22 protein-coding genes are annotated in these 23139 nt (G+C 73.6%); 14 read left to right on the top strand and 8 right to left on the bottom strand.

Annotated elements, in window-relative coordinates; all coding sequences use genetic code 11:
- The 4 genes from ABZW32_RS33945 to ABZW32_RS33930 all read left to right on the top strand — a co-directional run.
- Positions 1 to 987, top strand: a 987-nt coding sequence (locus ABZW32_RS33945) for a hypothetical protein (protein WP_356223615.1), incomplete at its 5' end; no start/stop codon positions are given.
- Positions 988 to 1306: 319 nt separating this feature from the next.
- Positions 1307 to 3022, top strand: coding sequence for a methionine--tRNA ligase (gene metG / locus ABZW32_RS33940; RefSeq protein ID WP_356223612.1), 1716 nt, complete (start codon positions 1307 to 1309; stop codon positions 3020 to 3022).
- Positions 3023 to 3198: 176 nt separating this feature from the next.
- Entirely contained in the window at positions 3199 to 4461 is a 1263-nt protein-coding gene (locus tag ABZW32_RS33935) for a glycosyltransferase 87 family protein (RefSeq protein ID WP_356223610.1), read from the top strand.
- A gap of 9 nt (positions 4462 to 4470) precedes the next feature.
- The gene (locus tag ABZW32_RS33930; RefSeq protein WP_356223607.1) at positions 4471 to 4851 is read left to right on the top strand and encodes a hypothetical protein; all 381 of its coding nucleotides are present in this window, start codon (positions 4471 to 4473) and stop codon (positions 4849 to 4851) included.
- 30 nt (positions 4852 to 4881) lie between these two features.
- Here the strand turns inward: ABZW32_RS33930 and ABZW32_RS33925 are convergent, their stop codons facing one another.
- Genes ABZW32_RS33925 through ABZW32_RS33915 form a run of 3 tightly spaced genes read right to left on the bottom strand, consistent with a single transcriptional unit; the run spans position 4882 to position 7574 of the window.
- Positions 4882 to 5586, bottom strand: coding sequence for a response regulator transcription factor (locus ABZW32_RS33925; RefSeq protein ID WP_356223605.1), 705 nt, complete (start codon positions 5584 to 5586; stop codon positions 4882 to 4884).
- Entirely contained in the window at positions 5574 to 6878 is a 1305-nt protein-coding gene (locus ABZW32_RS33920) for a sensor domain-containing protein (RefSeq protein ID WP_356223603.1), read from the bottom strand. The genes ABZW32_RS33925 and ABZW32_RS33920 overlap by 13 nt, the downstream gene beginning before the upstream one ends.
- Positions 6879 to 6929: 51 nt before the next feature.
- Positions 6930 to 7574 (bottom strand): dihydrofolate reductase family protein, encoded by a 645-nt coding sequence (locus tag ABZW32_RS33915; protein ID WP_356223600.1) that lies wholly within the window; start codon positions 7572 to 7574, stop codon positions 6930 to 6932.
- 241 nt (positions 7575 to 7815) lie between these two features.
- On the opposite strand from ABZW32_RS33915, the gene ABZW32_RS33910 reads away from it, so the two are divergent.
- The 3 genes from ABZW32_RS33910 to ABZW32_RS33900 all read left to right on the top strand — a co-directional run bounded on the left by ABZW32_RS33910 (position 7816) and on the right by ABZW32_RS33900 (position 9887).
- Complete coding sequence (locus ABZW32_RS33910) at positions 7816 to 8307, top strand: MarR family transcriptional regulator (protein ID WP_356223597.1); 492 nt, start codon at positions 7816 to 7818, stop codon at positions 8305 to 8307.
- A gap of 185 nt (positions 8308 to 8492) precedes the next feature.
- Positions 8493 to 9068 (top strand): hypothetical protein, encoded by a 576-nt coding sequence (locus ABZW32_RS33905; RefSeq protein ID WP_356223595.1) that lies wholly within the window; start codon positions 8493 to 8495, stop codon positions 9066 to 9068.
- Between the two features lie 42 nt (positions 9069 to 9110).
- A complete protein-coding gene (locus ABZW32_RS33900) occupies positions 9111 to 9887 on the top strand; it encodes a hypothetical protein (protein WP_356223592.1) in 777 nt (258 codons plus the stop codon).
- Positions 9888 to 9953: 66 nt separating this feature from the next.
- On the opposite strand, the gene ABZW32_RS33895 is transcribed toward ABZW32_RS33900, so the two are convergent.
- From ABZW32_RS33895 to ABZW32_RS33885, 3 genes are all read right to left on the bottom strand, one after another.
- The gene (locus tag ABZW32_RS33895; protein ID WP_356223590.1) at positions 9954 to 11135 is read right to left on the bottom strand and encodes an MAB_1171c family putative transporter; all 1182 of its coding nucleotides are present in this window, start codon (positions 11133 to 11135) and stop codon (positions 9954 to 9956) included.
- Complete coding sequence (locus ABZW32_RS33890; protein ID WP_356223587.1) at positions 11132 to 11689, bottom strand: toxin-antitoxin system, toxin component; 558 nt, start codon at positions 11687 to 11689, stop codon at positions 11132 to 11134. The genes ABZW32_RS33895 and ABZW32_RS33890 overlap by 4 nt, the downstream gene beginning before the upstream one ends.
- Positions 11690 to 11753: 64 nt before the next feature.
- Positions 11754 to 12422 (bottom strand): helix-turn-helix transcriptional regulator, encoded by a 669-nt coding sequence (locus ABZW32_RS33885; RefSeq protein ID WP_356223584.1) that lies wholly within the window; start codon positions 12420 to 12422, stop codon positions 11754 to 11756.
- A 334-nt stretch (positions 12423 to 12756) separates the two neighbouring features.
- On the opposite strand from ABZW32_RS33885, the gene ABZW32_RS33880 reads away from it, so the two are divergent.
- From ABZW32_RS33880 to ABZW32_RS33865, 4 genes are all read left to right on the top strand, one after another.
- Complete coding sequence (locus ABZW32_RS33880) at positions 12757 to 13629, top strand: helix-turn-helix domain-containing protein (protein WP_356223581.1); 873 nt, start codon at positions 12757 to 12759, stop codon at positions 13627 to 13629.
- Between the two features lie 198 nt (positions 13630 to 13827).
- Positions 13828 to 15183: a 6-phospho-beta-glucosidase gene (locus tag ABZW32_RS33875; RefSeq protein ID WP_356223578.1), complete on the top strand. Its 1356-nt coding sequence runs from the start codon at positions 13828 to 13830 to the stop codon at positions 15181 to 15183.
- A 177-nt stretch (positions 15184 to 15360) separates the two neighbouring features.
- Entirely contained in the window at positions 15361 to 17343 is a 1983-nt protein-coding gene (locus tag ABZW32_RS33870; RefSeq protein ID WP_356223618.1) for an MDR family MFS transporter, read from the top strand.
- A gap of 79 nt (positions 17344 to 17422) precedes the next feature.
- A complete protein-coding gene (locus ABZW32_RS33865) occupies positions 17423 to 18082 on the top strand; it encodes a GPP34 family phosphoprotein (protein WP_356223575.1) in 660 nt (219 codons plus the stop codon).
- Between the two features lie 13 nt (positions 18083 to 18095).
- Here ABZW32_RS33865 and ABZW32_RS33860 read toward each other — a convergent pair whose 3' ends face one another.
- On the bottom strand, positions 18096 to 18617 hold the full coding sequence (locus ABZW32_RS33860; protein WP_356223572.1) for an NUDIX domain-containing protein: 522 nt from the start codon (positions 18615 to 18617) through the stop codon (positions 18096 to 18098).
- 163 nt (positions 18618 to 18780) lie between these two features.
- Between ABZW32_RS33860 and ABZW32_RS33855 the strand changes: the two genes are divergently transcribed.
- On the top strand, positions 18781 to 20217 hold the full coding sequence (locus tag ABZW32_RS33855; protein ID WP_356223570.1) for an FAD-dependent oxidoreductase: 1437 nt from the start codon (positions 18781 to 18783) through the stop codon (positions 20215 to 20217).
- A gap of 18 nt (positions 20218 to 20235) precedes the next feature.
- Here the strand turns inward: ABZW32_RS33855 and ABZW32_RS33850 are convergent, their stop codons facing one another.
- Complete coding sequence (locus ABZW32_RS33850; RefSeq protein ID WP_356223567.1) at positions 20236 to 21306, bottom strand: ATP-dependent DNA ligase; 1071 nt, start codon at positions 21304 to 21306, stop codon at positions 20236 to 20238.
- A gap of 75 nt (positions 21307 to 21381) precedes the next feature.
- Here ABZW32_RS33850 and ligD point away from each other — a divergent pair, with 75 nt between their 5' ends.
- A complete protein-coding gene (gene ligD, locus ABZW32_RS33845; RefSeq protein WP_356223564.1) occupies positions 21382 to 22401 on the top strand; it encodes a non-homologous end-joining DNA ligase in 1020 nt (339 codons plus the stop codon).
- Between the two features lie 122 nt (positions 22402 to 22523).
- Positions 22524 to 23006 (top strand): HAD domain-containing protein, encoded by a 483-nt coding sequence (locus ABZW32_RS33840; RefSeq protein WP_356223562.1) that lies wholly within the window; start codon positions 22524 to 22526, stop codon positions 23004 to 23006.
- The last annotated feature ends 133 nt before the right edge of the window (positions 23007 to 23139 follow it).

Genomic DNA, 23139 nt, shown 5'->3' with positions numbered 1-23139 from the left:
CGGCCGGGGGACGGGACCGGACCCGCGACGACGGTCGTGGTCCTGCTCGACGGCGACCGCGTGGTGCGCTACACCGAGACGGTGCGCGGCCCGCGCGGCCCGCGCACCCTCGACTTCGCCCGTACCGACGAGGCGGGCGTCACCACCGCGGCCGCCCTCGCCCTGACCCGGGACCGGGCCGGCCCGGCCGCGCGCTACCTGCTCGCGCCCTGGATCGCCACCGCCGCCACCCTCGACCTGCTCCGCGCCGGGGATCCCGCCCGGCCCCTGGCCGTGGCCGCCGACGGGGTCACGGCCCCGGCCGCCGTCCCCCGTGGCACCGGGACCTGCGAGGCCTGGCCCGTGCTCGAACTGACCTCCTCCCCGCGCATCGTCGAGAAGCACTCCTTCCTCCTGGCCGACCTGGGCGGGCTCACTCCCGTCCACCTCACCTACACCCCGCTCCCCGACGGCCCCGCCGCCGTGCCCGCCCGGCAGCCCCGCGAGGCCACCGGACCGGCCGCCCGCGCGGCCTGGGCTCCGGGGGCCTGCGGGCTGCGCGAACTGAGCGGCGGCGGCGTCCGGGCCGTGAACGTCTGGGACTTCGCCGACACCGAACTCCCCGACGGCGCGGGCCGGGCCACCTGGAGCTGCACCCGGGCCTCCGGCTGGGCCGGCCCCGGCGACGTCCTCGTACGGCTGCGCCCGCCCGCCGGGCCCCCGCAGGAGGTGGTCCGGGCACGGTCCACCGCCGCCTGCGGCCGCTTCGGCCAGCACCTCCTCGTGGGCACCCGGTGGCGTTCCCCGGCGGGCCGCTGGTACCAGCTCGCCGCCGGGAGCCGCGAGGTCGCCGCCATCACCGCGACCGGCGCCGTCCGGGCGGAGGCGAACGGCCGCAGCCTGACCGCCCCCGCCGGACCCGAGGGCGCCCCCGTCGCCCTGACGGGCCGGCTCACCGGCGGCGCCCGGATCACGGCCCTCGACGGAGGGGCGGGCGGCCGCGACTGAGGGCCCGTACGCGGCACCCGGCAGGGCCGGCGGCGGCATCCGGCGGTCCCGTACGCGGCACCCGGCGGGCGCCGCCCGGCGCGGGGTGCCCGTCCCCCGGACACCGGTCGGGGCCTCCGTACCGCGGCTGTAACATGGGCCCATTGCGAGGGCCGTGACGCAGAGGTCACTGCCCTCGCTGTTTTTGCGTCACGTCCACCCGGACGAAATGCGGGCGCGTGCCCTTTCGACGGTTCGATACGATGAACCGCATCACAATCCGTCACGGCACGCCGTTACGCATGAACCCGTACAAATGAAACGAATGGAGCATCCGAGGATGGCTCGACACCTGATCACCAGCGCGCTTCCCTACATCAACGGGATCAAGCACCTGGGCAACATGGTCGGGTCGATGCTTCCGGCGGATGTGTACTCCCGGTACCTCCGCCAGCGCGGCCACGACGTCCTGTACATCTGCGCCACCGACGAGCACGGCACCCCCGCCGAACTCGCCGCCAAGGAGGCCGGGATCTCGGTCGCCGAGTTCTGCGCGCAGGCGCACGACGCCCAGAAGGCGGTCTACGACGGCTTCGAGCTGTCCTTCGACTACTTCGGCCGCAGCTCCTCCGAGCAGAACCGCGAGATCACCCAGCACTTCGCGCGCAGGCTCCAGGAGAACGGCTTCATCGAGGAGCGGGCGATCCGGCAGGTCTACTCGCCGGTCGACGGCCGCTTCCTGCCGGACCGCTACGTCGAGGGCACCTGCCCGCACTGCGGCTACGACAAGGCCCGCGGCGACCAGTGCGAGAACTGCACCCGCGTCCTGGACCCCACGGACCTGATCGAGCCCCGCTCGGCCATCTCCGGCTCCACCGAGCTGGAGGTCCGCGAGACCAAGCACCTGTTCCTGCGCCAGTCCGCGCTCCAGCACGAGGTCGAGGCCTGGGTCGCCGAGCACGAGGAGGAGTGGCCGCAGCTCGCCTCCTCCATCGCCCGCAAGTGGCTGACCGAGGGCCTGCACGACCGCGCCATCACCCGTGACCTCGACTGGGGCGTCCCGGTGCCCGCCGACACGTGGCCCGAACTGGCCGCCGAGGGCAAGGTCTTCTACGTCTGGTTCGACGCCCCGATCGAGTACATCGGCGCCACCAAGGAGTGGGCCGACCTCGACCCGGCGAACCGCGACTACAAGGCCTGGTGGTACGAGGCCGAGGACGTCCGCTACACCCAGTTCATGGCGAAGGACAACGTCCCGTTCCACACGGTGATGTTCCCCGCCACCCAGCTGGCCACCCGCGAGCCGTGGAAGAAGGTCGACTACGTCAAGGCCTTCAACTGGCTGACGTACTACGGCGGCAAGTTCTCCACCTCGCAGAAGCGCGGCGTCTTCACCGACCAGGCGCTGGAGATCCTCCCGGCCGACTTCTGGCGCTACTTCCTCATCGCGAACGCCCCCGAGTCGGACGACTCGTCGTTCACGTGGGAGCACTTCGCCGCCACGGTCAACAAGGACCTCGGCGGCACCCTCGGCAACTTCGTCAACCGGGTGCTGACCTTCTCCCGCAAGAAGTTCGGCGACGAGGTCCCCGCGGGCAGCGCCGCCGGCGCGGCCGAGGCCAGGCTGGGCGAGCAGATCGCCGAGCTCCTCGCCGAGTACGAGGGCCACATGGAGGCCCTCCAGTACCGCAAGGCGGCGGCAGCGCTGCGCGCCCTGTGGTCGGCCGGAAACGCTTACCTGGACGAGAAGGCCCCCTGGCTGGAGGTCAAGACCGACCTGGAGGGCGCGGCCCTCACCCTGCGCACCGCGATGAACCTCATCCACCTCTACTCGGTGGTCTCCGAGCCCTTCATCCCGGCCTCCGCGCGCGCCATGCGCTCCGCGTTCGACCTCGCGGACGACACTGCGGTGTGGGTGACCCCGGAGCAGGCCAAGGCACTGGACGCGGTCCCGGCCGGGACCCCGTTCACCGTGCCGCCGGTGCTCTTCGCGCGGATCACCGAGGAGGACCTGGAGTCCTACCGCGAGCGCTTCGGCGGTTCCCCGGAGGCCTGACCGCCCCGCCGCCAACGGCTCCCCGAAGGGCGCGACCTGCCGAGGTCGCGCCCTTCGGCGTGAACGGCGGCGGCCGGCGCAGGCGGTGGGGGAGCGGCCGGGGTAGGGAAAACCCCACCACGAAGGCTCCGCCTGGGCGTGCAGACCCGAGGGGGACGCGCGGCTGGAATGGGTCCATGACCCCTTCCGCCCGCCCGCTCCCGCCCGTGGCCTCCCGTTTCCTCTCCGCCCCGTCCACCGCCCGGTGGACCGCCGGCTGGCTGCTCGCGGCCGTCTGGGCGCTGGCGTTCCCCCTGTTCTCCCCGCTCGGCCCGCACCGGCTGTGGGGCTGCTGCGCGGCCGCGGGATACCTGGTGGCCGCCGGGGCCACGGCCCTGGGCCGCCCGCGCTCGGCGCGGGCCGCGGCCCTGACCGGAGCGGTCGTCCTGCCCCTGCTGTACCTGGTCCTCACCGGCCAGGGCCAGTCGGAGGTGGGTGTGATCGAACGGTCCGGGCGGCTCCTGCTGGAGTCCGGACGCCTCTACGTGGACCGGCCCGCCGGAGTCGAGGAGTACACCCCCTACCTGCCCGGCATGGCCCTCCTCGGCCTCCCGCGCGCCCTGCTGGGCGGCGGCGACGGCTGGACGGTCCGCCTCCTCGGCGACGCCCGGATCTGGTGCGCGGCGGCCCTGTTCACCTGCCTGTGGGCCGGCCGCCGGATGCTCGGCGCTCCCCCCTCGCCGCTGCTCCCGCTGCTGGTGGCCTCTCCGCTGGTGGCCCTTCCGCTGGTGGTGAGCGGGGTGGACCTGCCGCTGGCGGGGCTGTGCTGCCTGGCGCTCGCGGCGGCCGTCTCCGGCCGTCCGGCGGTGGCCGGGGCGGCGCTCGCGGCGGCGTGCGCCATGAAGTGGACCGCGCTGCCCGCGGTGGCGGTGGCCGTCGCCGTACTCGGGGCCTGCCGCGGCGCGCGGGCGGCGGTGCGCTGTGCGGCGGTGGCGGTGTCCGGCACGGCGGTGCTGGTGCTCCCGGGGGTGCTGCTCCAGCCGGCGGAGCTGTGGCGGCAGGTGTTCGCCTTCCCGACGGGCCGGGCGGACGTGCCGACCCCGGCGAGCAGCCCGCTGCCGGGGCACCTGCTCGCCGGACTCGGACCGTGGGGCTGGCACGTGACGGTGGCCCTGCTGGCCCTGGCCGGGCTGGGGGTGGCGCTCTCCCTGTGGGCGCGCCCGCCGCGCACGGCCGTCGCCGCCGCCGACCGGCTCGCGCTGGGGCTGACCCTGGCCTTCCTGCTGGCCCCGGCGGGCCGCTTCGGCTACCTGGCACTGCCGGTGCTCCTGGTGCTGTGGGCCCGTTCCGTCGCGCCCCGGCCGGGCGCGCCCCGGACGGGCGCGCCCCGGACGCCCGGCGCGTCCCGGATCGTGGCCGGCTCCCGGGCGCGGGAGCCCCGGGCGGCCGGGGCGGCGTAGGGTCCGGTCATGCGCCACACCACGCTGACCGAGCACGCCCGTTGCATCTGGGGTGACGAGTACGGACCCACGCCCGAGTGCGATCGTCGCCGGGAGCACGACGCGTCGTACTTCGTGGAGGAACTGACCTTCGCCGGCCCGGACGAGATCATCGCCATGATCCGCGAGCTGTGCCCGGCCGTGGTCGACGGCCTGCTGCCCGTGTGGGTCCGCAACCTGGCCTACCGGCTGCTCCTGCTGCAACGGCCCGACGACCCGGCCCTGATCAGGGAAGCGGCCTTCGACCTGGAGGCGCACGGACCCTCCTGGGACGAGATCGCGGAGGAACTCCGCGCCCGCGCGGACACCCTGGACCCGGAGGGGGCCAAACCCTGGGGCAGCCGGCCGTGAGGGAGTGGGGCGTAAGGGGTGCCCGGAGGATCAGGCGGGGCGGGCCGGGCGTCCCGGTCCGCCGGAGGTCCCCCCGGCCCCGTCCCGGCCCCGGAGGTGGGCCAGGACCGCCAGGACGCGGCGGTTGCCCTCCGTCGGGTCCAGGTCCAGCTTCGTGAAGATGCTGCCGGAGTGCTTGACGACGGAGGCCTCGGTGATGAACAGCCGGGCCGCGACCGCCTGGTTGTTGAGGCCCTCGGCCATCAGCGCGAGCACCTCCCGCTCGCGGGGCGTCAGGCGGGCCAGCGGCCGGTCGGCGGCCGTCGGCGGCGCGAGCAGGACGCGCACCACCTCCGGGTCGATGACCGTCTGGCCGCCGTGGACCCGTTCCAGGGCGTCCAGGAACTCGGTCACCTCACCGACCCGGTCTTTGAGCAGGTAACCCAGCCCGGCCGCCGAAGCGCCGGTGAACAGCTGGGCCGCGTACGCCGTCGCGACGTACTGGGAGAGCACCAGGACCGGCAATGAGGCGTCCCGGGAGCGCAGTTCGAGCGCGGCGCGCAGCCCCTCGTCGCGCAGTCCGGGCGGCATCCGGACGTCCGTGACGACCACGTCGGGCCGCTCGGCCTCCACCGCCTCCAGCAGGGCGGGGGCGTCGCCCACGGCGGCGAGGACCCGGTGGCCGCCGAGGGTCAGCAGTTCGGTCAGGCCGGCACGCAGCAGTACGGAGTCCTCCGCGAGGATCACACGGAGCACGGCACCTCCACGCGCAGTTCCGTCGGACCGCCCACCGGACTGGACACCGTCAGCCTGCCCTGCAACATCGCCACCCTGTCCGCGAGACCCGCCAGGCCCGCTCCCGCGCCGGGATCGGCCCCGCCGCGGCCGTCGTCCGTGATGGTGAGAGTGAGCCGGTCCCCCTCGACCCTACCGGCGACGCCGACGTGCGCGGCGCCGCTGTGCTTGGCGGCGTTGGCGAGGGCCTCGGTGACGGTGAAGTAGGCGGTCGTCTCCACGTGTTCCGGCAGCCGGGGCAGGGCGCCGAGGTCCACCGAGACCGGTACGGGATGGCGCAGCGCCACCTCGGCGACGGCCGCCGCCAGGCCGTGGTCGGTCAGCACCTGGGGGTGGATTCCGCGGACCAGGTCCCGCAGTTGCTCCAGCGCCAGCTTGGCCTCGGCGCGCCCCCGGCCGACCAGGGCCGAGGCCTCCGCCGCCTCCGGGATCCCGCGCAGCCGCAGTTCCGCGAGGCCCAGGGTCATGCTGAGGGCGACCAGTTGTTGCTGGGCCCCGTCGTGCAGGTCGCGTTCGATGCGCCGCCGTTCCGCCTCGAAGGCCTCCACCAGCCGGACCCGCGACCGGGTCAGCTCCAGCACCCGGCCGTCCTCCTCGCGCGGCCCGAGCAGCAGCCGGGCCGTCTTCACCTGCGCCCCGGCGATCAGCGCACCCGCGTACGCCGCGAGCACCAGCCCCGCCAGCCCGGCGGCCGTCCCGCCCAGCGCCTCCAGTGGCCCCGTCACGGCCCGGCCGGGTATCAGCATCACCGGCTCCGGGGCCAGCGCCCACACGACGGCCGGTGACACCACGAGGAGCAGCGAGAACGCCACCAGCGCCAGCACCCCGAACCCGGCCGCGCCGAACACGGCCCCCAGCAGTGCGGCGTAGCCCAACTCCCGCCAGGTGGCCCGTTCCCTCAGCCGGGTGCGCAGCCAGGCGGCGGCGCCGGCCCCGGCGAGCGAGGTGTGCGGATCGGCGACGGGAGCCGGCTCGACCCACCGGAGCCTGCGCCGCTCCAGCTCGGCCAGCGGCACGGCACCGGCGACGGCGGCGAGCAGCAGCAGGAGTCCGACCCCGGCCACCGCCAGCACCACTCCGAGTCCCACGAGCAGCACCAGGGCGACCAGCACCGCGTACCCGAGGGGGAACCCGCTGCCCAGGTACGCCCAGCACCGCCACGGCCACCACGACCGCAGGAACCGCCACGGCCGCCGCCCCACCGCCCACACGGCCACCGGAGGAGCGGGGAGCGGGGCGGTGGTACCGGACATGGGCCCCAGCCTAAGGGCTGTGGCGCCCGGGCCGACGGGCCCCGGGAACGGTCACCTGCGCCAGAACAGGTGGTGCGTCACACCGCTCGGGCTGGGCACGACCTCCAGGTGGAACCGGTCGAGCAGTTCGTCGGGTGATTCCCACAGCCGCAGTCCGGACCCGAGCTCCACCGGCGAGACCGCCACGTGCAGGGTGTCGACGAGATCGGCGTCGAGGAACTCCCGGACGGTCGTGACCCCGCCACCGAGCCGGACGTCCTTGCCCCGGGCCGCCTCCCGCGCCTGCTCCAGGACCGTGGCCGGGTCGCCGTCGACGAAATGGAACGTGGTGTCGGAGAGCGAGAACGAGGGACGCGGGTGGTGGGTCATGACGAACACGGGGGTGCGGAACGGGGGCTCGTCCCCCCACCAGCCGCGCCACTCGTGATCGTTCCAGGGCCCGCGCTGGGGCCCGAACTTGTTGCGGCCCATGATCTCGGCACCGATGTTGACCGCGTAGTCCCGCGTGAAGTAGTCGTCGAGGCCCCGACTGCCCCCGGGATCCGTACGCATGGGCCAGCTCGCCGTGGCGCCGGCCCAGGCGAACAGCCTCCCGGGATCGACGTGGCCGAACGGATTCTCGAAACTCTGGTCCTCGCCGGCGCCGATGCCGTCTGTCGAGACGTTGAAGTTCTGGACCCTCAACAACTGAGCCACGTGTTCCTCCTGTGTTGTCGGACGACGGTAGTGAGACTGTTCGCGCCGGGAAAACTCATCGCCGCTTCCGTGACCGATCGCAAAACGGGCCACCCTGTGTCCTGATTCTTTAGGTTCGGGTGGTTCGGGGTCCATCGTGGCAACGAGTGCGGCCACCTCGCCCGCAACCCGCCCGGCGCCGCCGCCGCGGCTCCGGCGTGACCCGAGGGCCGCGCCGACTCCGGCGGCTAGCGTGGGGGCCATGACATCCGCGACGCGCCCGGCCGCAGACCAGGCCCCCGCAGACCCGGCCGCCACCGACGAGGCCCTGGCCACCCAGCCCATCGGCTACTGGAGCGGCCTGGCCCACGCGAAGGTCACCCGCCACCTGCGCGACGCCCTGGCCCGGATGGACGTCACCCAGCCCGAGTACTGGGTGCTCAACCGCGTCCACGGCGGCCCGTCGGCCCCCACCCGCACGGAGGCCGTCGTCCAGCTGACCCCGCTCGCGGACGACCCGGACGAGATCGCCCGGGTCGTCGACCGGCTCCTGCGCCGCGGCTGGCTGTGCGCCGACACCGGGCAGCGGCTGTACCTCACCGGGGCGGGGGAGGCGGCCAGGGCACGGGTGAGGGCCAAGGTGAGCGAACTGCGCGCGGTGGTCCACGAGGGCGTCGCCGACGAGGAGTACGTCGCCGCGCTCCGGGTGCTGCGCACGATGATCGCCAACGTGGAGCGCGCGGACGGGGCCTGATCCCCCGGCCCCGCCGCCCCCGACCCCGTCTGACGGACGATCAGGAGGGGTTCCGCGATCTTCCGGCCGTCCCGAAGTCACCCTCCGAGGGCGGATCTTGACCTGTCCGCCGCGTGTCGAACCGGCGCCTTGATCGTTTCTTCAGCCGTAACCCTCATATCGGCTGCCGAATCGGGAGGAGCGCGGTGACGGCTTGGCAGTACTTCGCCGGGGCGGGTCTGGTGGCGGTGCTCTGCCCCCTGCACGGCCATGTGGCGGTCGCGGGCGACACCGACGGCCACGGCCACGGCCGCGGGGCGCGGGTGGACGTGTGCGTGCCGGGCGGGCATCCGAAGCCGCCCGTCGTACGGCCGCCCGTCTCGCCGCCGCCCGAGGTGCCGGGGCCGCCCGTGGCCGTTCCCTCCGTGCGGGTGACCCTGCCCGGCGTGCAGCGGCCCACCGTGCACCACCCCGGGGAGGCCCCCGGCCTTCCCGGGACGCCCGCGCCCGACGCCCCGGCGCCGGACGCCCCGGCGCAGCCGCCCCCGGCTCCGCCGGCGCCCGGGCCCGGACCGGGGCCGGTCCCCGCGGCGGCCACCGCCCCGCCCGCGGTGCGGGCCGCCGCGCCCGCGCGCGCCTTCCACGTGCGCCCGTACCGTTCCGCGGCCCTGGCACGGCGCGGCCCGAACGGCCTGAGCACGATGATGCTCATGGTGGTGGTCACCACCCCGGCCGTGCTCGCGGCCGCCGCGCTGCGCCCCCGCTCCAAGAGCCGCGGCTGACGCACCCCATGCACCCACGCACCCACGAACGGGAGATTTCTCGTGTCCGAATGGCTGGTCCTGGCCATCGCCATGGCGCTCGTCTGCGCCGTCGTCCTCGCCATCACCGCGATCCGGCACCGCCGGGTCGCGGCCGACGAGGACACCAGCGAAACCCCTGACGTCATCGAGTACATGACGATGATGGTCGGCGTGGTCTACGCGATCGTCCTGGGTCTGGCCATCGCGGGGGTCTGGGAGGCGCGCGGCGGGGCGGAGGACAGCGTGCGCCGCGAGGCGCAGTCCCTCTACGAGGTCACCCAGCGCGCCGACGTCTACCCGGCGCCCGTCCGCGACCGGATCCGCGGCGAGGTGGACGCGTACGTCTCCCACACGGTCAACGTGGACTGGCCGAGGCTGGTCTCCGGGCAGGGTGCCTCTGACGAGGGGGCGCAACTGCTCGGGAAGCTGCGCGGCGACGTCACCCACCAGAGCCCCGCCAATGAGCTGCAGGCGCAGGCCTACCAGCCGCTGCTCGACCACATCGCGGCCGCCGACGACGCCCGCCACTCGCGCACCCAGAGCGACGAGTCCACCCTGCCGAGCGTGGTCTGGGTCGGGCTGGTGGTCGGCGGCCTCGTCACCATCGGGCTGATCTTCACCCTGCAGATCCGGCGCTCCGGCCGGGAACTGCTGCTGGCGGGCCTCTTCAGCGCGCTGATCGTGTTCCTGCTCTTCATGGTCTGGAGCTTCGACGCCCCGTACGGGCGGGACGGGACCGATTCCGCCGGGCCGTTCCAGGACCTGTTCCCGGCCGTCACGGTGACCGCCTCCCGCTGAAGGTCCCGCACCGGGGCCCGGTGGGGCTCCCGCCCGGTCACGGCCGGGGTCGGCTCCCGGCCCCGGTCAGCCCTCGGCCGGGGCCGCCCGGTGCCGGGCCGCGGCCACCAGCGGGGAGTGTCGCAGGGCGTCGGAGATGCGGACGAGGTCGCGCGGACCGTCGGCGGTCACCAGCACCCGTTCCCCGCCCGTCCCGTCGTCCGCCGTCCCCTCGGGGGCCGTGGAACTCGTCCGTACGGCGGCCGCCACCATCGCCGCGTCCGCGACGGCCCGGGCGGTCTCCTCGTCGGCGCCGGCCGCGCGGGCCCGCTCGTAGGCGGAGTCGCGGTGGCGGCGGTCGAAGCAGGGGCCGAGCCGCAGGAACCCGTCGTGGATGTCGGACTCCCGCTGGATCACCCGGATCTCGGCCGGGGACCACCAGGACATCCGCACGCAGGGGGTGCCGCTCGGAGCGGTGCTGCGCACCTCGCGCCACAGCGCGCCCAGGCGCCGGTACGTGGTCCAGGTCTGCCAGCTGTCCGACACCCGCTGGCAGACCAGCGGCAGCACGAAGCCCACCGCGCTGACCAGCGCCGCGGCGGAGGCCAGGGGCGGGGCCACGTAGGTGCTCAGGAAGTCCAGGTCGTGACCGAGCCAGCGCGCGCAGACCGCGGACAGCTTGGTGGCGTCGTAGGTGAGGCTGATGGAGTACCCCGACACGATGATCACCAGCCCGGCTCGCAGCCAGCCGTGGACCCGGACCGACCAGCGCCAGCACATGGCGACCATCGTCGCGGCCGCCACGCTGTGCGCCAGGAGGTAGGAGACGATCATCAGGCGGACGTACGGGGTGTTGGCGTAGTACGTGTCGAAGTCCCGCAGCCGCTCGACGGACGCCTCGCCGAGGAGGAAGAACACCACGATCGCCACGACCACGACGGAGTAGCCCATGATCAGGCGCGCCGAGGTGCGCCTGATCTCCCGCTGCGGACCGCCGCGCCAGTTGAACATCAGTACCAGGCACGAGGCGCTGAAGGCCGTCATCAGGCAGTACACCAGCGGGGCGGAGAAATTGGGGATCCCGGTCCAGCGGTTGACGGCTTCGATGGTGGGCGGGGCGGCGAAGGTGAACACCGCCGTGGCCAGGACCAGCAGTACGCAGACGGACCTCAGCAGCGGATCGCGCCAGTGCGCGCGCAGGGCTGGCAGCTTGCAGACGAGGGAGACCGCCATCGCGACTGCCGGGATGTAGTAGTCCTGTCCGTTCAACGGTCGTTCCTGTGCCCCCGGTAGCCGAGGGAGGTTTCGATGCGGCCCGCGAGCTCGTCGCGCTGGGCCGGGGGCCGCAGGCCGGAGGAGCCGGCGAGCCAGGTGCGGCACCTGCTGCCCAGCAGGAGCCCGAAGGTCTCGGCGTCCGTTTCCTCCTGGACGTCGGCACGGGTGCGCGCCGCGACGCTGCGGACCGTCTCGCCGAGGTCGGCACCGTCGGCCAGGAGCCGGGCGGCGACGGCGGCGCCGTCGACGTGGTGGCTGCAGTGGCCGGCCTTCATGTGCCACAGCTCGTGGCCCAGGATCACCAGCTGGTGGTCGGGCGCGGTGCGTTCCTCGATGACCACCAGATCGCGGTCCGCCATGTCGAGCCAGAGGCCGCTGGCCGTCCCCTGCGGGAAGGCCGCCATGCGGAACTCCACCGGGCGGCCACGGTGCCGGCTCATGCCCTCGCAGAGGGCGGCGTAGAGGTCCAGGGGCTCCACGGGGGCGGGCAGCTTGATGCCGGCCACCAGCTCCCCGCACAAACGCCGCTGTGCTCTGCCTATGCTCACCGTTCTCCCCGTCGGCGCGGATCCGGATCAGGACTCAAGGATCAGATCCAGACTTTCGACTGGGTCATGATTCGTTCGGTTTGACGCTTTCGAGAAGCATGTCCAGCCATTCGGTCACCTTGTCCCGGTGCTTGTCGCTGGGCAGTTGCGCGGCCCGCCACGCGATGCCGCGCACTCCGTGGTTCTGCAGGAGTCTTGCCAGCGGATCGCCCGCCGAAGCGGTCTCGGCCGGTACGGTCTGCCGCTCGCGGCCCGCGAAGTCCTGGAGCAGCTGCTGCTCGGTCCGCTGGAGCGCGTCGGTGAGGGCGTCGGCGTCGTGGGCGGTGAGGAAGCCCGCGTGCACCCCGAAGAAGCGCTGGATGGCGTCACAGTGCTCCATGGTGGGACGGCGGTCGCCGTTGATCAGGGCGCCGGCCTGCTGCCGCGACATTCCGGCGCCGTCCGCGATCTCCTGCTGCGTGTAGCGGCGCCCGTTGGACTTCACCCGGGTCCGCCGGAGCAGGTCCAGGCGCTGGAGGAAGCGGGCCTGGAGATCGGGTTCGCCGGCCGGGCGCCCGTCGAGCAGGGTCTTGATCACATCGGCGGGGACCCCGGAGGCTTCCGAGAGCCGCCGGAGGTCGAAGACCTGGTTTCGGGGGCGGCCCAATTTGTTCGCGAGTTCGGCGACCCGCGTGACGGTCGCTGCCAGGGGCGCGTTGGCCACCGCGACGGGAGCCGGGAAGCCGTCTGTCACCAGTGGTTCTCCTAGATCGCGCGAGGTCAGTGGGCACGTGGTCGGCCTCAGGGAATCTATCCGGTTTGTTTTGGGAGAGCTAGAACTTGCCACAGCTGTGGCGGGAATGAGCTGTCGCAAGGCTGGAATTGCCACAATAGTTGACACTCGAATGAAGTCGGTAGCAGGATCGCCACACGGAAATGAAGATCCAGACCGTGAGGAGGGGGAGCTCTCGGTGCCACATCTCGCAGCGGTGGGCCCGTCTGATGGCCTCGTCCGAGCCGGTGAGGAACGCCTGGCGGGCGAGGAGTCCGCCCGTGGCGCAGTGCGGTCGGAGCGACGCAAGGAGATTTTGCGCCAGCGCCGCGAGGAACTGGGCCTGAGCCAGGAAGACCTCGCGTCGCGACTGCGCATCAGCGTGCGGGCGTACGGAAACTGGGAGCGCGGGCTCGTCAAGGAATGGACGGACCGCAAACTCCTCGCCCTGGCCGAGGCCTTGGAGATGAGCGAGCGGCAGTGCTTCTGGCTCTTCCGGGTCATGGTCGACCGGGATCCGCCGCCCACCTGGCGGGCGGCCGAGGAGAACCGGCTGCCGCAGGATCCGGCCCAGCGCGACTACCTGTGCGACTACGCGGCCCTCATGGAGGCCGTCCCCTACCCGTCCTTCCTGGTGGACCACCGGTGGGACGTGGCCCTCACCAATTCGGCCTTCGACCGGCTGTTCCAGTCGGTCAGGCCGCATCCGACGGCCCTGCCGGACGACAACTTCCTGCGCTTCGTGCTGTTCCACCCGGACGCCGCGGCCGTGCTGGAGGACCACGAACCGGCCTGGTGCGTACCGCTGCTGGCGCAGTTCGCCACCGCCCTCGGCGCGGCCCCGGAGGACGAGGGGCTGCGGAGCATCCGTCAGGAGGTCGCCCGTGACCCGTTCATGGAGGCCGCCTACCGCTACGGGGTCCCGCACTGGCTGAGCACCCACGGCGAACTCGCTGCGGAACAGGACGGCGCCGTCCGGACGGTCCGTCATCCCGACCCCGCACAGGGCGTGGTGCGGTGCCGCATGGTGGCGGAATCCAGCCGAATGCTGGAGGGCATGGGACTCACCCGGATCACCCTGGTGCTCTCCGCACCGCAGGGCCTGCCGACGGGTCCGGTGCGCGGTGTCACCGGCTTCCCGCAGCAGCAGGGGGCCCGCCTGCGGGCCGTGCCGTCGCCGGTCGACTGAGCGGGCGGGGGACACTGGTCCCCTGAAGCGCGTGCCGCGGGACCCCCGGCGGGGGTCCCGCCGGGCGGATGCCACGATCCGTGGCATCCGTGCGATGCCACGGATCGTGGCATCCGCCGCGGTGCCGGGGCGGACCTCCGCCCGGCGCGCGGTCGTGGTCCGTGGCACCGGTCGTGACGGCGGAAGGACGGTAGGGGCGTGCGGTTGACCATCCTCGGCGGGGGCGGATTCCGCGTCCCGCTCGTCTACGGAGCACTCCTGGGGGACCGCGGCGAGGGACGGGTGTCCCACGTGACCCTGTACGACGAGGATCCCGGCCGGCTCACCGCCATGGCCCGGGTGCTCGCCGACCAGGCCGCGGCATCGGGCGCGGCGGACGCCCCGGCCGTCACCGCCACCGGGGACCTCGACGAGGCCCTGCGCGGGACCGACTTCGTCTTCTCCGCCATCCGGGTCGGCGGACTGGAGGGCCGGGCCGCCGACGAACGGATCGCCCTGGCCGAGGGCGTGCTGGGCCAGGAGACGGTCGGCGCCGGCGGGATCGCGTACGGGCTGCGCACCGTTCCCGTGGTCCGGGAGATCGCCCGCAGGATCGCCCGCACGGCCCCCGACGCCTGGGTCATCAACTTCACCAACCCCGCCGGGGTGGTCACCGAGGCCATGGCCGAGGTGCTGGGCGACCGCGTCATCGGGATCTGTGATTCCCCGGTCGGGCTCGGCCGCAGGATCGCCCGGCTGCTCGGCGCCCGGCCCCAGGACGCCTGGATCGACTACGTCGGCCTCAACCACCTGGGATGGGTGCGCGGCCTGCGCGTCGGCGGCCGGGACGAGCTGCCCCGGCTGCTGGCCGACGACAAGGCCCTGGAGTCCTTCGAGGAGGGCCGCCTCTTCGGGGCCGACTGGCTGCGCTCCCTCGGCGCGATCCCCAACGAGTACCTCCACTACTACTACTTCAACCGGGACACGGTGCGGGCGTACCAGCGGGCCGAGCGGACGCGCGGCGCCTTCCTGCGCGACCAGCAGCGCGCCTTCTACGCCGGGACCGGGCGGCCGGACGGGCCGCCCGGGTCGGCGCTCGCCGCCTGGGACCGGACCCGGGCCGAGCGCGAGGCCACGTACATGTCCGAGAACCGCGAGGTGGCGGGCGTGGGGGAGCGCGAGGAGAGCGACCTGGAGTCCGGCGGCTACGAGAAGGTGGCCCTCGCGCTGATGCGGGCCATCGCCCGGGACGAGCGGGCGACCCTGATCCTCAACGTCCGCAACCGCGGCACCCTGTCGGTGCTCGACGCGGACGCCGTGATCGAGGTGCCCTGCCTGGTCGACGCCAACGGGGCCCACCCGGTCGCCGTGGACCCGCTGCCGCTGCACGCGGTGGGGCTGGTGACCTCGGTGAAGGCCGCCGAACGGGAGGTCCTCGCCGCCGCGGCGAGCGGGGCGCGGGCCGATGCCGTCAAGGCCTTCGCCCTGCACCCGCTTGTGGACTCCGTGGCCGTGGCCCGGCGGCTGCTGGACGGATACGCGACGGAGCACCCCGGGCTCGGCTACCTGCGCTGACGCGGGGGCGCCGCCGGTGCCGGGGCTCGTGTGCGTACGGGTCACCCGTACGGCGGCTTGCGGCATGCGGGAGCGGCGGTCCGCTGTGACAGTGCGAGAGTGACCACTGCTCCCGCCCCGGCCGGGGCGCCCCCCGTGCTCGACCGGCGGCGGCGCAACGTCGTCTTCGGCACGATCATGCTGGGCGTGCTGCTGGCCGCGCTCGACCAGACGATCGTGGGCACCGCCCTGCCGACCATCGTCGCGGACCTGGGCGGCGCGGCCCACATGTCGTGGGTGGTGACCTCGTACCTGCTCGCGGAGACCGTCGCGACGGTGCTGGTGGGCAAGATCGGCGATCTCTTCGGACGCAAGCTCGTCTTCCAGGTGTCCGCCGTCGTCTTCATCACCGGATCCTTCCTGTGCGGCCTCTCCGCCAACATGACGATGCTGATCCTGTGGCGGGGGGTGCAGGGCGTCGGCGCCGGCGGCCTGATGGTCACCTCGATGGCGCTGATCGCCGACGTGGTGCCGCTGCGCGAACGGGGCAAGTACCAGGGCGCGATCGGCGCCGTCTTCGGTGTCGCGACGGTGATCGGGCCGCTGCTCGGCGGCTTCTTCACCGACCACCTGAGCTGGCGCTGGGCCTTCTACGTCAACGTCCCGATCGCGATCCTGGTGGTCGTGGCGGCCGCCCGGACCATCCCCTCGGTGCGGGCCGCCGGGCGGCCCGTCATCGACTACCTGGGCATCGCGCTCGTCGCGGCCGGCGCGAGCGCGCTGATCCTCGCCACCAGCTGGGGCGGCAACGAGTACGCCTGGAACTCACCGGTCATCATCGGCCTGTTCGCGGGGGGCGCGCTGGCCCTGGCGCTGTTCTGCCTGGTCGAGACGCGGGCCGCCGAGCCGATGCTGCCGATGCGGCTGTTCCGCAACCCCGTCTTCACGGTCTGCTCGGTGCTGAGTTTCATCGTCGGTTTCGCCATGCTCGGCGCGATGACCTTCCTGCCCACCTACCTCCAGTACGTGGACGGGGATTCGGCCACCGTCTCCGGCGTACGGACCCTTCCGCTCGTCATCGGCCTGCTCATCGCGTCCGTCTTCAGCGGCAACGTCACCAGCAAGACGGGCCACTACCGGATCTTCCCGATCGTGGGCAGCGCGGTCATGGCCGTCGGCCTCTACCTGCTGTCGCGGATGGGGCCGCAGACCGGCGCCTGGCTGGAATCCCTGTACATGTTCGTCTTGGGCGTCGGCATCGGCCTGTGCATGCAGGTGCTCATCATCGCCGTGCAGAACACCGTCGACTACGCCGACCTCGGCACCGCCACCTCCGGCGTCACCTTCTTCCGCACGCTCGGCAGCTGCTTCGGGACCGCGGTCTTCGGGACCATCTACGCCAACAGCCTGGAACCGGCGCTGAAGGCGGGCGTGGCGGAGGCCGCCCGCGCCACCGGGGCCGATCCGGCGGCGCTGGCGGTGGCGGCACAGAACCCGCAGGGGGTGCACGGGCTGGACCCGGCGGCGGCCGGCCCGATCGTCGACGCGTACACCGAGGCGCTCCAGACGGTGTTCCTGTGGACCGTGCCGGTGGCGTTGGTCGGCTTCGTCGTCGCCCTGTTCCTCAAGGAGGTCCACCTGCGCGACAGCGCGCGGGCCGCGTCCACCGACATGGGCGAGGGCTTCGCCTCGCCGGCCTCGGCCTCGGGGGATTCGGCCAAACTGCTGGAGCTGGCCGTCGGCAAACTCGTACGGGGGATGGGGCAGGACACGGCGCGGGCCATCGTCGAGGGCTCCGACACCCGGCTGGACATCGCGGGCGCGTGGGCCGTGATGCAGGTGGACCTGCTGACCCGGACGGTGGGCCACGCCGGGCTCGGTCTGATCGCGGCGCGCCGGTCGGTCCCGCCCGAGGTGCTGCTGCCGGTCTTCGACCGGATGACCGAGGAGGGCTACCTGACCCGGCAGAACGGCTACTTCGCGCTGACCTCGGGCGGGGAGCGGGAGGCGGGGGTGATCTCCGCCGCGTGGGCGCGGTGGCTCGGCGACCAGCTGGAGAAGGACCGGGGGCGGCCGCGCAGCGCGGAACTGCGGGTGGCGGCAGACGCGATCGCGAAGCGGCTGCTCGCGGAGGACCTGCGCGACGGCAATTTCGCGCCACGGCTGGTCCAGCGCGGGTAGGGCCGGGGAACGCGCGGCGGTCGCCGGTCGTCCTTCCCGGCGAAGGGTGTCGCGTACGGCAAGGCGGGGGGTACCGCTCATGGCGATCACATTGGCGGAGGAGGTCGTGCTGCTGTCCCTGGACGGGGCGTCGGGGGCGGCGAGGCAGCGGCAGTCGGCGGGCTGGGCCGCCGCGGGGGGCATACTCCTCGAACTGGTCATGGCGGAGCGGGTCTCGGTGACCGGCAAGTACCTGGAACTGCGCAGCACCGCCCCCACCGGGGAGCGGCTGCTCGACGGCCGGATCCTGATGATCGAGTCCTGGCTGCGGGGCCGCAGCAAGCGGCGGGTGACGGACTGGCTGACGAAGGACCACGCCAAGGCGGTCACCGCCGCGCTGGACGGCCTCGGCGAGCGGGGCGTCGTCGGGTCGCAGGTGCACAAGGTGTTCGGGGTGTTCCCGCAGCGCCGCTACCCCGAGATGGACACCGCCGTGGAGCGCGAGCTGCGGGACCGGCTCGGGGCGGTGGTCCTGGAAGGTGCCGATCCCGACGGGCGCACGGCCGGCCTCATCGCCCTGCTGCACGCGGCCGGGCTGCACCGGCTCGCCTTCCCGGACCGGCCGCGTCGGCTGGTGGCGCCGCGGATGGGGGAGATAGCCGCCGGTCAGTGGGCGGGCGAGAGCGTACGCGCGGCCATCCGGGACATGCACGCCGCGGTGGCGGCCGTCACGGTGGTGACCATCGCCTCCGCGACCTGAGCGCCCGGGTGCCCTACGGGGTGCTCCGGGGGGCCCGGGAGGCCGGGCCGGTCGGGTAGTCGTACGAGGGCACGTGCGGCAGCATCGGAAGGTCCGGGCGCCAGCTGCGCAGCACGGCGGCCGTCGGGGGATAGAGGGCGGAGGGGACCTCGGCCGGGGCGAACCACTGCCAACGCGCGATCTTGTGCGGCTCGGTGACGGCGGGGCTGCCCTCGGCGGACCGGGTGAGGGCGGCGGCCGTCAGCCGGGTCAGGCCGGAGCCCGCGTCGATCTGCACCGCGAGCACCTCGATGGCCTCGGGCGCGGCCCGCAGGGCGGTTTCCTCGGCGAGCTCCCGCGCGGCGGCCTGCTCGAAGCCCTCCCCGGGATCGACCTTGCCGCCCGGCAGTTCCCACCGGCCGTCGTGCGCCTGGCCGAGCAGCAGCCGGCCGTCGGGGCGGAGGACGATCAGCCCGACGCCCACGACGGCGTTGGGCTGGGGGACGGCCCGTACGGCGGCCGGAGTCGTCGCGGCGGCCTGCTCTTCGGATGCCATGGCTCCATTTGCCGGTCGGGCCCGATCGTTTGTCAAACCCGGTTCGGCCCGTGAGCCGCCGAACGCATGGAATCGGACAACTGTACGGGTTTCGGTCAGGGGCTGTCCGCGCAGGCTCTGGGCGGTCCGATCGTCGTACGGTCCGTCGGCTCAGGGGGGCGCAATGGCACACGTGCTGGTCATCGGCGGAGGGGTCGCGGGTCTGGCGGCCGCACTGCTCGCCGCCCGGCGGGGGCACACCGTCGAGCTGTTCGAGCGGGACACCCGTGCGCCCGGTACCGCCCTGGACCGGGACTTCTTCGGCTGGCGCCGCCCGGCCGTCCCCCAGGCCGCGCAGCCGCACGCCCTGCTCGGCGCCGCCCGCAAGGTGCTGGTCACCGAACTGCCCGACGTCCACGCCGAGATGCTCCGGCTCGGCGCGCGCGAGCGGCACGAGCTGGACTGGTTCGACGTACGCCCGCCGGCCCGGCCCGGCGACGAGGACCTGATCATGCTCCAGGCGCGCCGGATCGTGCTGGAGAGCGCCCTGGCGACCGCGCTGCGGTCCGAGCCGGGGGCGGTGGTGCGCTACGGGGAGCCGGTCTCGGGACTGACGGCCGTCTCCGGGTCCGCGGCGACGGCCACGTCGGGGGCGGTGTACGCGACGGGTGCGGGGGCGGGGGTGCGGGTGACCGGGGTGACCACGGCCGGCGGCGCGTACGAGGGGGACCTCGTCGTGGACGCCGGCGGGCGGCGGGGCGGCGTCGAACGGTGGCTGGCCGCGGCGGGCTGCCGACCGGGCACCGTGGAGCGGCACCGCACCGGCCTCGCCTACTTCTGCCGCTGGTACCGGCTGCCCGCCGGGATGGAGGACGGGCCGCGCAGGCCGTGGACGGTGACCGGCGGGGGCTTCGCGGGCTGCGCCGTCTTCCCGGCCGACAACGCCACCTTCGCCGTGACCCTGTTCGTCCACACCGAGGACCCCACCCGCTCGGCGCTGCGCGAGCCCGTCGTCTTCGAGGCCGCGGCCCGGTCCTTCCCGCCCGGCGAGGCCTGGCTGGGGCTGGGCGCCGTTCCGTTGTCGGGGGTCCTGGCCACCGCGGGCCTGGACAACCGGTGGAGCGCGCTCGCGGACGGGCGGGGCCCGGTGGTGAGCGGGCTGGTGCCCGTGGGGGACGCCCTCACGCACACCAACCCGACCCTGGGGCAGGGGACCTCCCTCGCCCTGTGGGCCGCGCACCGGGTGGCGCGGACCGCGCACCAGGACGCCGGGTCCGACCGCTTCGCCGCCGAGTACCACGACTGGGCCGTCCGTACGATCAAGCCCTGGTTCGACTTCCAGGTGGTCGCCGACGCGGCCATCGGGGACCGCTTCGCGACCCGGGCCTCCCGGACCGGAACGGCCCGGGAGGCGGCCGCGCTGTTCGAGTGCGCGCTGGAGGACCCGGAGGTGATGCGGGCCCGGGCCAGGGTCCGCCACCTCGTCGACCCGCCCGAACGGGCCTACGCTCACCCCCTGATCCGGGCCCGCGTCACCCGCTGGCTCGCGGCCCGGCCGGACTACGCCCCGAACGCGGTGGGCCCGGACCGTGCGGAATGGGAAAAACTGACGTCGAGCTGACCACCCCGGGCGTGTCGTCTATGTGTCCTTGAAGCCGAGGACTTCGTTCAGGTCGTAGCCCACTACTTCCTCCAGTTGGGCGTACGTGCAGCTCTCCGGGGTGCGGTCGGGGCGCCAGCGGGCGAACTGCGCGGTGTGGCGGAAGCGGTCGCCCTCCATGTGGTCGTATCTGACCTCGCAGACCCGCTCGGGGCGCAGGGGGACCCAGGACAGGTCCTTCTTGCCCGTCCACCGGCTCTGCGCGCCCGGGAGCCGGGCGCTCTCGTGCGCCGATTCCTCGGTCCACGCAGCCCAGGGGTGTCCTTCCGGGTCGGGCATGCGCAGGGGGTCCAGCTCCTCGACCAGCTCGGCCCGGCGCTTCATGGGGAAGGCGGCGCAGACCCCCACGTGCTGGAGCGCGCCCCGGTCGTCGTACAGGCCCAGGAGCAGTGATCCGACAATCGGACCGCTCTTGTGGAAACGGAAACCCGCGAGGACGACGTCGGCCGTACGCTCGTGCTTGATCTTGAACATCAGGCGGGCGTCGGGCCGGTAGGGGAGGTCGAGGGGTTTCGCGACGACCCCGTCGAGTCCGGCGCCTTCGAACCGCTCGAACCACTCCCGCGCGAGCGCGGGGTCGGTGGTCGCGGGCGCGAGATGCACGGGGGGCCGAGCGGTGGAAAGGGCGTTGACCAGGGCGGTACGGCGGTCGCCGAGCGGGGTGTCCAGGAGGGACGCGTCGTCGAGGGCGAGCAGGTCGAAGGCCACGAAGCTGGCCGGGGTGGTCTCGGCGAGCAGTTTCACGCGGGACGCGGCGGGGTGGATCCGCTCCGTGAGCCGCTCGAAGTCGAGACGCCCGCCCCGCACGATCACGATCTCCCCGTCCACCACGCAACGGGGCGGCAGGTTCTCCTTGAGAGCCGCCACCAGCTCCGGGAAGTACCGGGTCAGGGTCTTTCCCGTGCGGCTGCCGATCTCCAGCTCGTCGCCGTCGCGGTGCACGATGGCGCGGAAACCGTCCCACTTCGCCTCGTACTGCATCCCGGGCGGGATCTTCGCCACGGACTTGGCGAGCATCGGCTTCACGGGGGGCATCACCGGCAGGTCCATGCCGTCGATTCTGCGGTGGTACGTGCGGACCCGCCCGGTGTGCGCGCCCGGCCGGGCCCGCCTACCGTGGCGCTCATGGGTGCTGCGGGTGGTGCGATCGAGCTCGACGCCGGCGGGCGGGCGGTCCGGCTGTCCAGTCCGGACAAGGTGTACTTCCCGGAGCGCGGCCTCACCAAGAGGGACGTCGCCGAGTACTACCTGGCCGTGGCGGACGGGATCACCCGCGCGCTGCGCGACCGCCCCACCACCCTGGAGCGCTACCCGGACGGGGTGGAGGGCGAGTCCTTCTTCCAGAAGCGCGCCCCGAAGAACCTCCCCGACTGGATCCCGACCGCCCACATCTCCTTCCCCAGCGGGCGCACCGCCGACGAGATCTGCCCGACCGAGCCGGCTGCAGTCCTGTGGGCCGCCAATCTGGGCTGCCTCACCTTCCACCCCTGGCCGGTGCGCCGCGGGGACACCGACCGGCCCGACGAACTGCGCATCGACCTCGATCCGCAGCCGGGCACCGACTACCACCACGCGGTGGCCGCCGCCCACGAACTGCGGGCGCTGCTGGAGGAACTGGGCCTGCGCGGCTGGCCCAAGACCTCGGGCGGGCGGGGGCTGCACGTCTTCGTGCCGATCGCCCCGCGCTGGACCTTCACGGAGGTGCGCCGGTGCGCGATCGCCCTGGGGCGGGAACTGGAACGGCGGATGCCCGAACAGGTCACGACCGCCTGGTGGAAGGAGGAGCGCGGCGAGCGCATCTTCGTCGACTACAACCAGACCGCCCGCGACCGGACCATCGCCTCGGCGTACTCCGTCCGCCCCCGCCCGCACGCCCCGGTCTCCGCGCCGCTGCGCTGGGACGAGGTGGACGACGCGGAACCGCGCGACTTCGACATCGTGACGATGCCGGCGCGCTTCGCCGAACTGGGCGACCTGCACGCCGACATGGACGAGCACGCCTTCGGCCTGGAGACCGTGCTGGAACTCGCCGAGCGGGACGAACACGAGCACGGACTGGGCGACATGCCCTACCCTCCGGACCATCCCAAGATGCCGGGCGAGCCCAAGCGGGTGCAGCCGAGCCGGGCGAAGCACGAGGACTGATCCGTCGGCTGACGCGTGCCCCCCGGAGGCCGTCCGCGCCCACCACCGCCCGGACCGGGCCGGCCCGCGCGACCGTCGCGTTCTCGTCCCGTGGCCGGAAGGGACGACCTAGTGTTGTGGCCATGAGGACTTCCGACCTGCGGCCGCTGCTCTTCCTCGATGTCGACGGGCCCCTCATCCCCTTCGGGGGAGCGGGCCACCCCGCGGCCGCCGCGACCGGCCATCCGCTGCTGGGCAGGCTCGATCCGGGCCTCGGGGCCCGGCTGCTGGCGCTGCACTGCGAGCTGGTGTGGGCCACGACCTGGGGGGAGGAGGCCAACGAGACCATCGCCCCGCGGATCGGGCTGCCGCGGCTGCCGGTGGTCGACTGGCCGGAGCCCACGGAGGACGAGGGGCGCGGAGGCCTCCACTGGAAGACCCGTCCGCTCCTCGCCCGCGCGGCGGGGCGCCCCTTCGTCTGGGTGGACGACGAGATCACCGCCGCCGACCGGGCCTGGGCCGCAGACCGTCACCCGGCGCCCGCGCTGCTGCACCGGGTGGATCCCCGTGCGGGCCTCACGCCCGCGGACTTCGACGCCCTCGCGCAGTGGCTGACCTGCTGTTGATGAGCTGTTGATCGGACGTCCATCGGGGCGCAGCAGGATCGGCGGCATGTCGATGAACACCACTGCCACCGCTGCCCCCGCCTGGTACGACCTCGCGCTCTGTGCCCAGACGGGCCCGGCCTTCTTCTTCCCG

The organism is Streptomyces sp. NPDC004667 (genome assembly GCF_040609475.1).
GTDB lineage: Bacteria > Actinomycetota > Actinomycetes > Streptomycetales > Streptomycetaceae > Streptomyces.
The sequence above is the reverse complement of the archived record's forward strand: the minus strand, read 5'-3'. Positions and strand labels throughout refer to the sequence as shown.